This is a genomic window from Microbacterium sp. X-17, from assembly GCF_039615055.1.
The window spans coordinates 222,417-235,838 of record NZ_JBDHNI010000003.1; the positions used below are offsets into that span (position 1 = coordinate 222,417).

Annotated in this window: 12 protein-coding genes; 6 read left to right on the plus strand and 6 right to left on the minus strand. The window is 73.0% G+C overall.

The window, feature by feature from the left end; genetic code table 11:
- Window positions 1-32: 32 nt before the first annotated feature.
- The 4 genes from ABCS02_RS15405 to ABCS02_RS15420 are packed head-to-tail and all read left to right on the plus strand — an operon-like array spanning window position 33 to window position 3,215.
- Window positions 33-743, plus strand: coding sequence for a hypothetical protein (locus ABCS02_RS15405; protein WP_345836546.1), 711 nt, complete (start codon window positions 33-35; stop codon window positions 741-743).
- On the plus strand, window positions 730-1,083 hold the full coding sequence (locus ABCS02_RS15410) for a hypothetical protein (RefSeq protein WP_345836547.1): 354 nt from the start codon (window positions 730-732) through the stop codon (window positions 1,081-1,083). The genes ABCS02_RS15405 and ABCS02_RS15410 overlap by 14 nt, the downstream gene beginning before the upstream one ends.
- A 9-nt stretch (window positions 1,084-1,092) precedes the next feature.
- Window positions 1,093-2,019 carry a hypothetical protein gene (locus tag ABCS02_RS15415; protein ID WP_345836548.1) on the plus strand — a complete coding sequence of 309 codons (927 nt, stop codon included), beginning with the start codon at window positions 1,093-1,095 and terminating at the stop codon, window positions 2,017-2,019.
- On the plus strand, window positions 2,016-3,215 hold the full coding sequence (locus tag ABCS02_RS15420; protein ID WP_345836549.1) for an OmpA family protein: 1,200 nt from the start codon (window positions 2,016-2,018) through the stop codon (window positions 3,213-3,215). Before ABCS02_RS15415 ends, ABCS02_RS15420 begins: the two co-directional genes overlap by 4 nt.
- A 7-nt stretch (window positions 3,216-3,222) precedes the next feature.
- Here ABCS02_RS15420 and ABCS02_RS15425 read toward each other — a convergent pair whose 3' ends face one another.
- From ABCS02_RS15425 to ABCS02_RS15435, 3 genes are read right to left on the minus strand one after another with little or no spacing between them, the layout of a single operon-like run.
- The gene (locus ABCS02_RS15425) at window positions 3,223-3,918 is read right to left on the minus strand and encodes a DUF5666 domain-containing protein (RefSeq protein ID WP_345836550.1); all 696 of its coding nucleotides are present in this window, start codon (window positions 3,916-3,918) and stop codon (window positions 3,223-3,225) included.
- A gap of 35 nt (window positions 3,919-3,953) precedes the next feature.
- Complete coding sequence (locus ABCS02_RS15430) at window positions 3,954-5,306, minus strand: HAMP domain-containing sensor histidine kinase (protein WP_345836551.1); 1,353 nt, start codon at window positions 5,304-5,306, stop codon at window positions 3,954-3,956.
- Window positions 5,307-5,310: 4 nt separating this feature from the next.
- Window positions 5,311-5,997, minus strand: coding sequence for a response regulator transcription factor (locus ABCS02_RS15435; protein ID WP_345836552.1), 687 nt, complete (start codon window positions 5,995-5,997; stop codon window positions 5,311-5,313).
- Between the two features lie 111 nt (window positions 5,998-6,108).
- On the opposite strand from ABCS02_RS15435, the gene ABCS02_RS15440 reads away from it, so the two are divergent.
- The gene (locus tag ABCS02_RS15440; RefSeq protein WP_345836553.1) at window positions 6,109-7,095 is read left to right on the plus strand and encodes a DUF1996 domain-containing protein; all 987 of its coding nucleotides are present in this window, start codon (window positions 6,109-6,111) and stop codon (window positions 7,093-7,095) included.
- Window positions 7,096-7,202: 107 nt separating this feature from the next.
- Complete coding sequence (locus ABCS02_RS15445; protein WP_345836554.1) at window positions 7,203-9,737, plus strand: DUF4062 domain-containing protein; 2,535 nt, start codon at window positions 7,203-7,205, stop codon at window positions 9,735-9,737.
- 6 nt (window positions 9,738-9,743) lie between these two features.
- Here ABCS02_RS15445 and ABCS02_RS15450 read toward each other — a convergent pair whose 3' ends face one another.
- The 3 genes from ABCS02_RS15450 to ABCS02_RS15460 all read right to left on the minus strand — a co-directional run bounded on the left by ABCS02_RS15450 (window position 9,744) and on the right by ABCS02_RS15460 (window position 13,402).
- Window positions 9,744-11,615 carry an alkyl sulfatase dimerization domain-containing protein gene (locus ABCS02_RS15450; protein ID WP_345836555.1) on the minus strand — a complete coding sequence of 624 codons (1,872 nt, stop codon included), beginning with the start codon at window positions 11,613-11,615 and terminating at the stop codon, window positions 9,744-9,746.
- A gap of 78 nt (window positions 11,616-11,693) precedes the next feature.
- Entirely contained in the window at window positions 11,694-12,308 is a 615-nt protein-coding gene (locus ABCS02_RS15455; RefSeq protein ID WP_345836556.1) for a GNAT family N-acetyltransferase, read from the minus strand.
- Window positions 12,309-12,337: 29 nt separating this feature from the next.
- Window positions 12,338-13,402 carry a hypothetical protein gene (locus ABCS02_RS15460; RefSeq protein WP_345836557.1) on the minus strand — a complete coding sequence of 355 codons (1,065 nt, stop codon included), beginning with the start codon at window positions 13,400-13,402 and terminating at the stop codon, window positions 12,338-12,340.
- Window positions 13,403-13,422 lie beyond the last annotated feature (20 nt).

The following is a 13,422-nucleotide window of genomic DNA, read 5'->3' on the forward strand; positions in this document are numbered from 1 at the left end:
GCGCTCAGCATCGCTTCGTACGCTCCCCCGCTATGGGGACCCAACCGCTCCGCCTCGGACCGTTCGCCCGGCGCCGGCTGGAGCGTCGGGCGCGCCGTGACGCGGAGGCCGTGCGACCGCGGAGCGCGGAGCCGGCCGGGGCCCGCGGGTTCACCGATCCGGCGGACGAGGCCGCCTTCGGCGCCGAGCCGACGCCGACCGTCGCCGCCCTCCAGGCCAGGGCGAACGCGTATGCCCATCGCGAGGAGCAGCGCTTCCTCGCCCGGTCCCGGCGGGACCTCGCCGAGCAGCACGAACTGTCCCAGGCGCTGACCGCCGACCTCGACGCCTACGACGAGCGGCTGGACGCCCTGCCGCCCGCCGACCGCGCCGCGACCCGCATCACGGAGGGCGAGGGCGTCGCGTTCCAGGACCTGCGACGGCTGCGCCGCCGGATCGCCGCCCGCCACGCCCGGTCGGAGCAGCTCGGCGCGCGCATCCACGCCCGTTTCACCGCCGCACGGCTGCGCGCGACGAGCCACTTCGACCGTTCCGACGAGAAGATCGCCGTCTACTGGAGCGCGTACCTGCGGGCGCTGTCGCCGCGCCTCGTGCCCGTCCGGGCGCCGGCCCTGCATCGCGCCGACTCGCTGGCCGGCCGGGAGACCTCCGTCGACCGCTGGCATCCCGCGGGCTCCGTCCAAGCGTTCACACCACCCACGTCACCATCCACCGAACCAGGGAGCGTCGATGCGTCACCGTGACAGGATCACCGAGTACCGGGTCCCCTCCACTGCGGGGCTGCGACGGCGGCTGCTCTGGCGGCTGCGGCGGCTGCGCGGCGCCGTCGACGTCGAGACGCTGGAGGTCTTCGAGCACGAGCTGGCCGCGTTCGAGCGCGTCGGGGTCGCGGATCTGGAACGCCAGCGCACCCGCAACGTCTCCGACTGCTCCGCCCGCCTGGCCGAGGCGCAGTCGCGGGTCGAGCTGATCCGGCACGCGCTGGAGCGCACGGAGGCCGACATCCGCCGCGCCGAGCAGGACGCCGCCAGCCTCGACGCCAAGCTCGCCGGCGGCGACCCCGAGCTGCACAGTTACGCCTAGGAGGATCGCATGCCGAGAGACATCGTCACCAAGCCCCCGCGGGTCCGCCCGAGTGTCGGCCACCTGTCGCCGGCCGCGCACGTCCTGGTCTACGTGCTGCTGCTGGCGATGCTGGCCGTCGACTACCTCCTGCTCGCCCAGGCGCTGACGCTGCTGCTGCGGAACGACAGCCAGTACGGCTCGATCGGGCTGCAGATGTACGTGATCACGCTGGGCATCTCCCTCGCGGTCGTCTCGCTGCCGCACGTGTCGGCGATCCTGCTGCGACGGGTGCAGGCGCGCGTGATGTCCCACGGCTGGATCGCGGTCTCGGTCGCCCTGCTCCTGGTCTGGGCGGCGCTGCTGACGGCGATCACGGTCGCGCGGATCAAGGCGGGCATGGACGCGGCGAGCTCGGGAGGCCTCACCGGCCTGGTCGGCGGCGGGACGACGAGCGCGCCCACGTTCTCGTGGACCGCGCCCGACACGCTGATGGCGTTCCTCATGCTCGGGGTGCTCGCCACCTCCGGGACGATCAGCTTCGTCGTCGCCTGGCTGACCACCCGGCCGCTGCTGACCGCCGCGGAGAAGGCGCACGCGCACGTCGCGAAGCTCCGCACCCACCGCGACCGGCTGCTCGCCGAAGCGGTGAAGGCGGACGAAGCCGCCCGCCACGCCGCCCAACTCGACGCCCACGATGCCGTCCGCTACACGGGCGCGCGCGTCACGTTCCATTCCCGGGTGGACGTCATCCGCGCCCGCCTCGCCACCAGTCTCGCCCAGCGCGAACGGGACCCGGAGAGCACGAGCCAGCTCATCCGCGAACTCCGCGCGCGGCGCGTGGTGGAGGCCTCGGCCCCGACGCCGGCGGTGCCGATGGCACCGGAGGCCGCAGCGATGGAGGGGCCGGAGGCCGCGCCGACGTGGCCGTCCTCGACGACCGGGCTCGAGCGATGAGAGGCGGCACGAGCTCCCGCTCTCTCCGCGCGTTCGTCGCCGTCGCCGGAGTCCTCGCCGTGGGCGCCGGCCTCACCGCGTGCACGTCGGCGACCGCCGCCGGCCAGGCGTGCGACCAGTCGCACAAGCGCAACCTCGGCGTCGTCGCGGGAAGCACCGCCAACGCCCCCGCCGTCGCGGTGCCCGCGAGCGCCACCGACCAGCTCAAGGCGGCAGGGACCACCAACGGCAGCGTGACGGTGGTCATCCCCTCGGGCACGCCGCAGACGATGGGCACCACGTCGCTGGGCTCCAGCGCGCAGGACGCGATCGTCTGCCAGAACGACCAGCGCACCAAGCTCACCCAGATCGGCAGCTATCTCGCGGGCCTCAAAGCCGCGACGCCGGAGGTGGACTTCCTCGGCGCGATCGGCCAGGCCGCCCGAGACCTCGGCGACCATCCGCTCGGCGTGCTCGTCATCGGCAACGGCCTCCAGACCGCCGACCCCCTGAACTTCGCTGGAAGCGGCCTGCTCTACGCCGACCCGGCGCAGGTGGTCTCCGACCTCCGCTCGCGGAACCTCCTCCCCACCGATCTGAAGGGCGTCACCGTCTACTGGTCCGGGATGGACGACACGGCGGGAGCGCAGCAGCCGCTCACCGTCCCCGCGCGCAGCAACCTGGCCGCCATCTGGACCGCCGTCATCACGGCCGCGGGCGGGACCCTCTCGCTGCTGCCCGAGCCGGCGTCCGGCGCGGCCGCGACCGGGCTGCCCGCCGTGACTCCCGTGCCGGTGGAGGCCGTGGCGACCAAGACGGACTGGTCGCATCCCGTGGTCATCCGCAACAGCGACCTCCACTTCGTCAAGGACACCGCGACGTTCTCCGACCCCGCAGCCGCGCAGCAGCTCCTTTCGACGCTCGCGCCGTCGATCGAGCAGGCCGGCGGCGTGATCACGATCACCGGCACCGCGTCGAAGGACCAGGCCACGAACAACACCGTCGACACCGCGCTGTCGCTCCGCCGCGCGAACGCGGTGAAGGCCGCCCTGGTGTCGCTCGGCGTGCCGGAGGCCAAGCTCGCGACGGCGGGCGTCGGCTTCCAATGGTGCGGCTGGCGGAGCGAGACGGACGCGTCCGGGTCTTACTCGGACGCCCTCGCCGAGCAGAACCGCTCGGTCATCCTCACCTCGCCCGGAGTGTCCCTCTGCGGCTGACCGCCGGTCAGGTGTTCGGCGTCGGAGCCGGGCTGGCCGTCGTGCCGTGCTTGCCCGCTCCGAGGTGGACGATGCGCGTCGCCGTGACGGTGTCGCCGCTGCGTGCTCCGATCACGCCGACCCGGTCGCCGACGGCGAAGGAGGAGGCGGTGTCCGGCTTCTTCGCCGTTCCGAAGGCGGTGCTGGAGTCGACGGTGACCGTGACGGTCGCGCCGGCGGCCGACTGAATCGTCCAGGAGCCGCCCGACAGGGCGGTCACGGTTCCGACGGTGCCGTGGGCGTGCTTCTGCTTGGCGGAGGTCGCGCCCTTCTTGGCGTGCGCCGCGTTCATCGCCACGGGGGCCGCGGAGTCGCCCCCGGCGATCGCCGCGGACACTCCCCACGCCGTTCCGCCCGCGACCACCACGATCGCGACCGCCGCGGCCGCGATGGAGAGACCGATCGCGTGGCGGCGGAGGAACGAGGGGCGGTCGGCGTCGGCGGACTTCATCGAGTCCGTGACCGCCCGGCCCGCTGGAGTCGCGGACGCGACAAGCGGAACGGACGCCGCGGGCGCTGCGTGCGCCGTCGCCGCCACCGGTGGAATCGGTGCAGCGGGCGTCAACGGCTCGGTGTCGCCGGCGTCCCCGGCATCCGGCCGCTCCGCCCACCACGGCAGCGGCTCGGTGGGATGTTCGTCGCCCGCGGCGTCGTTCGTGTTCATGGCACAACCGTGTCAGGCGCAGATCAGGGCGAGGCTCACGGAATGTCAGAGGACGGTAAAGTCACCCGGAACTCGGTCCCTCCGCCCTCGGCAGGCGCCGCGGCGATCCAGCCGCCGAGCCGGCCGACGAGCGTTCGCGCAATGGAGAGGCCGAGGCCGGTGCCGACCGGCCTCGCTCCGCGATAGCGGGCGTGGAGGGCTCCGCGGTCGAACGCGACGGCGGTGTCCTCTGCGCTCAGGCCCGGTCCCCGGTCGCGGACGGCGAGCTCGACGACCCGGTGCGGAGTGAGCCCGGCGACGATGACGATCTCGGTGCCGGCGGGAGCGACCCGCAGCGCGTTCTCGACCAGCCCGTCGAGGATCTGCCGCAGCCGCATCTCGTCGGTGTGCACCGGGATCGGGTCGCCCGGCAGGTCGGCGCGGAGCGCCACGCCCGCGCCCCCGGCCGCTCCGGCCCACGCCCGCACCACGGCGCCGACGGTGTCGCGGGCGTCGAAATGCTGCGGCAGGATCGTGAAGTCGTCCGCCTCCAGCCGGGCCAGCTCCAGGAGGTCGTCGAGGAACCTCCGCAGCCGCTCGGACTCGGCCGAGAGGGTCCGCCCGGCCTCCGCGACATCGGCGGGAGGGATGACGCCGTCCGCCAGCGCCTCGGCGTACCCCCGGATGGCGGTCAGCGGCGTGCGGATCTCGTGCGAGACGGACAGCAGGAACTCGCGCTGGCGGTCCTCGCTCGTCGCCAGGGCGGTGTCGAGGGTGCGCAGCGCCTGGGCGATGTCGTCGATCTCGGCGACCGACTGCGTCTCGATCGCGACCCCGCGCCGGCCGCCGGCCAGTGCCCGCGCGCTGTCGGCCACCCGGCGCAGCGGGCGGCCGAGCAGTCGCGCGAGCAGCACACCGGCCGCGGTGGCGACCGCGAGGCCGATCGCGAGGGCGAGCACGATGCCGCGGAGCAGTTCGGCGTCGCCCGCGGCGATGTCGGCCACTTTGCGCACCCCGACGATCCCGCCGCCGTTCGGGCCGGGGATGCCGACCAGCACCGCATCCTTGCCGTTCAGGGTCGTGTTCGCCGAGACCGTCTTGCCGGCCTGGAGCAGCCGCACCACGTCGGAGCCGACCGATCCGCGCGCCGCGCCGGTGACCGTGCCGTCGGGCGAGACGACGGCGAACCGGTCGCCGACCACACCCACCCGTCCCTCGGCCGCGCGTCCGGAGGCGACCAGCGCCGCCGCCTGCGCCTTCAGCTGCTGGCGCGCCTGGTTCTGCTCCACCGTCTGCACCACCTGCACGGCGACGAGAGCGGTCACCAGCACGGCGATCAGGGCGACGGCGAACGTCACCAGGGTGAAGCGCGCGCTGAGCGAGCCGAACAGCCGCGTGCGCCGGGCCATGCCCTCAGCCCTCGTCCGCGACGCTGTAGCCGACCCCGCGGATCGTCCGCACGATCCCGGCCGCGTCGCCGAGCTTGACGCGCAACTGCGCGATGTGCACATCCACGGTGCGGCTGCTGCTGTAGTCGGCGACTCCCCACACCGACGAGAGCAGCTGCTCGCGGGTGAAGACCCGGCCGGGCTGGCTCATCAGGTGGTCGAGGAGGTCGAACTCGGTCGCCGTGAGCTCCACCCGTCCGGAGGCGGTCTCCACGCGCCTCCGCGCGCCGTCGATGCTCACGCCGCCGACCGTGCGGGTGGGTGCGGGGACCGGCCCGGCCGCACGCCGCACCATGCCTTTGACCCGGGCGACGAGCTCGCGCGGCGAGAACGGCTTGGTGAGGTAGTCGTCCGCGCCCAGCTCCAGGCCGACCACGCGGTCGATCTCGTCGTCCCGCGCGGTCACGAAGATGACGGGGGTCCAGTCGTCGCGCGCCCGCAGCGCGCGGCAGACCTCGATGCCGTCGAGGCCGGGGAGGCCGACGTCGAGCACGATCGCCGCGGGCCGCAGCCGATCCACCGCGGCCAGCGCCGCGTGCCCGTCGGTCTCGACGTGCACGCCGAAGCCGGCGCCGGACAGGTACAGCCGCTCCAGCTCGACGATGGCGGCCTCGTCCTCCACGACGAGCACCAGCCCTCTCTCCTCACTCACCTGACCATCTTCCCTGGTCGCGCGGCGGGGCACGGCCGTTTCCGGCGCGGTCTTACCGTTTCCTTACATTCCCCGCGCACCGCCCGAACACACCGGGCGTTGACTCGGCGCATGTCCTCCACCTCCCGTCTCAGCAGCCCGGCCGCCCTGCTGATCGCGTTCGGCGCCGCGCTCGTCCTCGCCGCGGGCGCCGCCGCTGCCACCGCTGCCACGGTCGCGTCGTCGGCCCCGCCTCCCCCGGTCGACACGACAGGCTTCCCCGCGGGAGGCTCGAACCCGGGCATCTTCACCGACACCTGCACCCGGTCGACCACCGCGCCGAACGATCCGATCATGATGCCCGGCATGACCGGGATGTCGATGCAGCACGATTTCTTCGGCAATCCGGCGGTGAACGCCTCCTCCACGGCAGCGATGCTCCGCGCCGGCTCGACCACCTGCTCGACCTCCGCCGACGCCTCGGCGTACTGGACGCCGGTCGTCTACCAGGACGGCGCGGCCCTGGTCCCGCAGCGCACACTGCTCTACTGGCGCACCCCGGCCGGAATCGCGTCCTCCACGCGGACCATGCCGGAGGGCATCAGCCTGATCGCCGGCGACGAGACGGCGACCGCTCCGCAGAGCACGTCCGTGGTCGACTGGACGTGCACGACGACCGCCTCCGACCCCCGTCCGGGACGGGCCGCGCTGCCGCACGACTGCCCGTCCGGCTCGCAGCTCCGGCTCGTCATCACCTTCCCGGACTGCTGGGACGGCCACACGATGGACGGCCGGGATCGCGCAGGGGCGGCCTACTCCACGACCACGGGATGCCCGGCGTCGCACCCCGTGCACATCCCGCAACTCGTCCTGCACGTCACGTACCCGACCGCGAGCGGCGCGGGGATCACCCTCTCGACCGGCCCGCAGACCCAGGGGCCGCCGGACACGGGGCACGCCGACTTCGTGAGCGGCTGGCAGCAGAGCCGGATGGACGCCGACGTCGCGGCGTGCGACACGGCGCAGGTGCGCTGCGGACCGGTGAAGGGGGCGGAGGCGACGCCGCAGGGTGGGAAGGTCCAGGGCGGGAAGGCGCAAAGCGGGAAGGCGCAGCCGTAGAACGGGCTCGGCCGCCCCCTGTACATTTCCATACGAACGCAACACAATGACATAACATGAGCCACCCTCATGTAATCCGGACTCCCGATCAGCGATTACGCATCTTCGTGTCGTCCACGCTGCAGGAGCTCGCGGCCGAGCGGCACGCTGCCAGGACCGCCATCGAACGGCTGCACCTCGCTCCCGTCATGTTCGAGCTCGGCGCGCGGCCGCACCCGCCCCGGGAGCTCTATCGTTCCTACCTCCAGCAGTCCGACGTCTTCCTCGGGCTGTACTGGGAGCGCTACGGCTGGGTGGCGCCCGACGAGGAGGTCTCCGGGCTCGAGGACGAGTACAACCTCTGCCCCGACGACGTGCCGCGGCTGCTCTACGTGAAGGTGTCCGACCACCGCGACGAGCGGCTCACCGGCCTGCTGAACCGGATCCGCGAGGACGACCGCGCCGCCTACAAGTACTTCGAGACCTCCAAAGAGCTGGCCCGGCTGGTGGAGGCCGACCTCGCCATCCTCCTCGCCGAGCGGTTCGATCAGAGCCGGCCCCTGTTCCTCGGCGAGCCGGATGCGCCGGGGCCGGCCATCGGGCGGTCGGGCCCCGATCCGGCCGTGGCGGACCCCGTCCGGCTGCCGTCGCCGCTCACCGGGCTGGTCGGGCGCGAGCGCGACATCGCCTCGATCCACGGGATGCTCGCGGAGGGGACCCGGTTCGTGACACTGGTCGGTCCGGGCGGGATCGGCAAGAGCCGGCTCGCGATCGCGGCGGCCCGCGCATCGGCGCCGGACTTCGAGGACGGCTCCGTGTTCGTCGACCTCTCCGCCGTGCACGACCCCGAGCGCGTGCCCAGCCGCATCGCTCAGTCCCTCGGCGTCCGCGACACCGGGGACGCACCCATCATGGAGAACCTGGCCACCGCGCTGCGCGAGCGCAGCATTCTGCTCGTGCTCGACAACTTCGAGCAGGTGGTGGAGGCCGCGCCCGCGCTCACGACCCTCCTCGCGGAGGCGCCGGAGCTCGCGATCCTGGTCACCAGCCGGGTGCTGCTGCGGATCAGCGGCGAGCAGAGCTACGACGTCGAGCCGCTCGCGGACGAGCAGGCGGTCGACCTCTTCGTCCAGCGCGCCCACGCCGTCAAACCGGACTTCGAGATCACACCCGACAACGAGGAGGCCGTCGAGCGCGTCTGCGAGGCCCTCGACGGGGTGCCCCTCGCGATCGAGCTGGCGGCGGCGCGCGTGCGGGTGCTCTCCCCCGCCGAACTGCTGGACCGGCTCGACCGGCGGCTGTCCGTGCTGGTCGGCGGGCCGCGGGACCTCCCGGCCCGGCAACAGACCATCCGGCGGACCATCGAGTGGAGCACGCAGCTGCTCGACAGCGACCAGCGGAAGCTGCTCGCCCGGCTGGGGGTGTTCGAGGGCGGCTTCACGCTGGAGGCCGCGGAGTTCGTGGGGGCGGCGGGTGCGACCGACGTCCTCGAGAACCTCGCCGCCCTCGTCGACAGCAGCCTCGTCGGGCAGCACGACAGCGACGACCGGCCGCGGTTCTCCATGCAGGCGATCGTCCGCGAGTACGCCAGGGAGCAGCTCGCCCGCAGCGGTGAGCAGCCGGCGACCCGCGACGCCCACGCCCGCTACTTCCTCGCGCTCGGGGACGACGCCGAGGACGACCTCCGCGGCACAGGCCAGCGCCGGTGGATGCAGCGGCTCGGCGACGAGCGCGACAACCTGCGGGCGGCCGAGCGGTTCCTGCTCGACGGCCGCGACTGGGACCGGGCCGCGCGCCTCGCCTTCAGCCTCTACCTGTACTGGTGGGTCACCGGCCTCCTCGGCGAGGTGCGCACGTGGATGGAGGAGGCGCTGTCATCCGGCGACGAGCTCGACCCGCACACCCGCGCGATCGCGCTCTACTTCAGCCGCACGATCATGTTCTGGAAGGACCCGGACGGCAGCGTCGCCGCCGACCTCGCCGAGAGCATCGACCTCTTCCACCGCACCGGCGACCCGAACGGCGAGGGGATCGCCTCCATCTCACTCGCCCTTGCGCTGCTCGCCGGCGACACGCCCGACACCGAGCGCGCCCGGCGGGTGATGGAGGCCGCCCTCGCCCTCTACCGGTCGACCGGCAGCGTGTGGGGCGAGTCGATGGCGCTGGTGCTGCTGGGGCGCGTCGCGCTGCGGGAGGGCGACCTGGCGGAGGCGCAGGACAACTTCACCACGAGCCTCGCGCTCACGAACCGGTCCGGCGACCGCGTGGGCCAGCGGATCGCGTCCTACCACCTCGGCTGGACCGAGCTCATGCTGGGCGATGTGGCGGCGGCGCGGTCGGACTTCGCGCTGAGCGTCACCATCTCCGCGGCGGTCGGGCACCCGGAGGGCATCGCGTACGGCCTGGAGGGCATGGTCGCGGTCGCGGCGCTCCTGCACGACGACGAGCGCGCCGGCGAGCTGGCCGGGGCCGCGCAGGCCCTCCGCGAGCGCAGCGGCCTCCACAACGGGCCGACGTTCACGTTCCACCAGCGCTACCTGGACGACCTGCTCGCGGGGCCGGACGGCGATGCGGTCGCGGCCGCCATCGCGGACGGGCGCGAGCTCACCGTGGAGGAGGCGGTCGCGGAGGCGCTGGCGGAGGGGCGGGGCGAGCAGGGGTGAGACCCCTTACGGCACCACGATGTCGAAGTCCGGATCCCCCTGATCCAGCACCCCGATCAGCGTCGTCAGCACCCCCAGGTCGCCGTCCACCACCAACCCGTCCGACTCGGTGTCGCCCCCGACCAGCCGCAGCAGCCGCGGCTTGGTCAGCGTCAGGTGCAGCGGCGCCTCCCCCGACGGCTCGCGCTCCACGTACACGAAGACCCCGTTGCGCAGGGTGAGGTGGAAGCTGCGGCCGAGGTCGGTCAGCGTGAGGTCGAACTCCAGGTCGAGGTCCCACGCGCGCGGGCCGTCGACGCGGATCGCGACCGAGTCGAACAGCTGCTCCGGGGAGAGCTGGATGAGGATGGCCGGCGACGCCGTCGCGGTGGGGGTGCCGAAGTTGCCGTCGCGCAGTTCCGTCGCTCCGGAGAGGAAGAAGTTGCGCCAGGTGCCGTTCTCCGAACCGTAGGCGAGCTGTTCGAGGGTGTCGGCGTAAAGCCCCTTGGCGGCCTCGTGCTCCGGGGAGGCGAACACGGCGTGGTCGAGCAGGGTCGCGGCCCAGCGGAAGTCGCCGGCGTCGTACGCCTCCCGCGCGACCTCGACGACGCGGTCCACGCCGCCGATCGCTGCCACGTACCGCTCCGCCAGCGCCTGCGGCGGGTGCGGCCACAGCCGCGCCGGGTTGCCGTCGAACCAGCCCATGTAGCGCTGGTAGACCGCCTTGACGTTGTGCGACACCGACCCGTAGTAGCCGTGCGTGCTCCACTCGGCGACCAGCGCCGGGGGCAGCTCGAAGTCCTCCGCGATCTCCGCCCCGGTGAAGCCGCGGTTGATGCCGCGCAGCGTCTGGTCGTGCAGGTAGCCGTAGAGGTCGCGCTGCACGCCGAGGAAGTGCCGGATGCGGTCGCCTCCCCAGGTCGGCCAGTGGTGGGAGGCGAACAGCACATCCGACCGGTCGGCGAAGCGCTCGATCGCCTCGGTCAGGTAGGCGGACCAGATGTGCGGGTCGCGGACGAGCGCGCCGCGCAGCGTGAGCAGGTTGTGGAGGTTGTGGGTCGCGTTCTCGGCCATGCACAGTGCGCGGTAGCGCGGCAGGTAGAAGTGCATCTCCGCCGGCGCCTCGGTGCCCGGCGCCAGCTGGAACTCGATCTCGACGCCGTCGATGGTGTGCGTCTGGCCGGTCTCCCGGATGTCGACGGTCGGGACGAGGATGCCCGCCTCGCCGGTGGAGGTCGTCTGGCCGAGGCCCGCGCCGACCTGGCCCGAGGGCCCCTTGTCGAGCGCGGCGCCGTACATGTAGCCGGCGCGGCGGCCCATCGCGGTGCCGGCGTAGACGTTCTCCGCGATGGCGTGGCCGAGGAAGCCGTCCGGCGCGACGATCTGCACCGTGCGGCCCTCCAGGTCGGCGGCCTCCACCACCCCGAGCACGCCGCCGAAGTGGTCGATGTGGCTGTGCGTGAAGATCACGGCGACCACCGGACGGTCGCCGCGGTGCGCCCGGTACAGGCCGAGCGCGGCGGCGGCGGTCTCCTTCGAGATGAGCGGGTCCACGACGATCACGCCGTTGTCCGACTCGATGAAGGATATGACCGACAGGTCGAGCCCGCGCGCCTGGTAGACGCCCTCGACCACCTCGTAGAGGCCGTGCTTGGCGACCAGCTTCGACTGCCGCCACAGGCTCGGGTTGACCGTGGCGGGCGCGTCGCCGTCGATGAAGTCGTACGCTGCCGCGTCCCAGACCGCGTTGCCGTCGGCGTCGCGGATCACCGGGTCCTCCAGCGTGCCGAGGTAGCCGCGGTCGGCGTCGGCGAAGTCGCCGGTGTCGGCGAACGGCAGGGCGTCGAGGAGCGCGCGGTTGGCGTCGGCGATGGAGGCGGTCGGGTCGTTCTGCGTCATCGGGTCTCTCCCTCGGGGCCGGTCGGCACGCGGTGCGCACCGTCATCGCCGAGGTTTCCTCAGAGGCGACCCGAGCGTCTAGCCCCGATCCGCCGGATCGCGCCACATCGTCGTGATCGGGGCGCCGTCGAGGACCGCGCGGAAGCCGCCCACCGGCCGGAAGCCGGCGCGCGCGTAGCGGTGGTCGTTCGCTGGGTTGGTCGACTCCAGGTAGGCGGGCAGGCCGTCCACGTCGAACCGGGCGAGGTCCTCCGCGAGGAGCCGCTGCCCGATCCCCTGGCCGCGGTGGCCGGGATGGGTCGCCAGGAGGCTCAGGTACATGTGGTCGGGCTCGTGCGGGTGCGCGTCGTCGAACAGCGAATAGAGCTGCTCGTAGGCGGCGTACCGCTCGGGCGACAGCGCCGCGACCAGGAGGGCGTCGAGGTCGCGCTCCTGCTCGGGCGTGAGCTCGTCGGCGCCTGGCGGCAGCCAGACGGCGACGGTCGCGGCCTCCCCGTCCGGCCCGTCGATGAGGGAGACGGTCCCGTGGCCGACGGCGCCCTCCACGAAGAAGCGCCAGAACGGGAGGAGGTGGCCGGTGCCGCCGTCCGCGGAGACGAGCGCCGGACCCCACACCGGGTCGTCGCGGAACGCGAGCGCGATGGTGGTGGTGACCGCGTCCACGTCCTCGGGACGCGCGGTGCGGTGGCTCATACCGGGAACTGTAGCGGGGAGGGCGCCGCTCAGGCGACCATCGTGTAGCGGCGGAACGCGTCGAGCACCTGGTTGGCGCGGTCGGCGCCCGCGACGGTGATCCCGTGCCGGCCGTAGACGGGGAGGGGCGCGTCCAGGCGGGCGCCGTCGGCGAGGAAGATGTGGATGGTGCGGGCCGGGAACTCGCGATTGTTGATCGCCACGAGCAGACGCCCCGGGTGGACGTGACCGATCGCGCTCCACGGGAGGACGACCCGCGGCTCGTCGGCGGACCCGCGCCACAGCTCGACGCCGAGCGGGCCGACGGAGACAGTGACCGACTGTCCGAGACTCGGATACTTGCCCATCAGCTCCTCGAGCGCGTCCTGCAGCTCCGGCGTGCGGCGGCTGAGGAAGACGAACGCGTCAGGGCGCCGCCTGGCGACCGCGGTGGTCTTCTGGCGCGTGCGGAGCGCAATGCCGCCGTAGACGGCCGCGATCAGGACGGCCGTGAGGCCGAGCACGAGCAGGAGCACCGCGAGTACAAACCCGGTGTCGGCGCCGTCCGGGGGCGCGGCGATGAGAGGGATCGCGACCACGAGCGTCACAGCGACGACCACGACGATTCCGATCAGCATCGCGCCGGTCTTGCCGGACCGACCGTCGAACCGCACCCCGCCCGACGACCCGCCGTTGAGCACCGCCCCCGCCGACAGTCCGGTCGCGTCTCCCGTGGCCGGACGCCCCGGCTTGGTGAGCACAGCGGAGCCCGCGCGGCGGATGACGACGCCGGTCAGGGGGTCCACCTGGTCGAACTGATGGAGGACGCCCGCGCGGGTCGTGTACCCGGCAGCCGTCTCCGCGGCGTCGCGTCGCCGCACGAGAAGGATGCTGATGGTGATCCAGGTCAGAACCGGAACGAGCACGATCAGGTACGTCACGATCCTGTCCGCGGAGCCTCCCCGTGTCGACTGGGCGAAGACGTACCAGACCACCGCGGCGATGGCTGCCGCGTACACCCCGAACTGCGCCCGTTTCAGGATGGCGTTGAGACGGTAGGCGGTCATCCCGGGAACCAGGTCGTACTGGGTCCGCTGCGGTGCTGTGTCGGTCACGGAGTGAGCCTAGGGTGCGT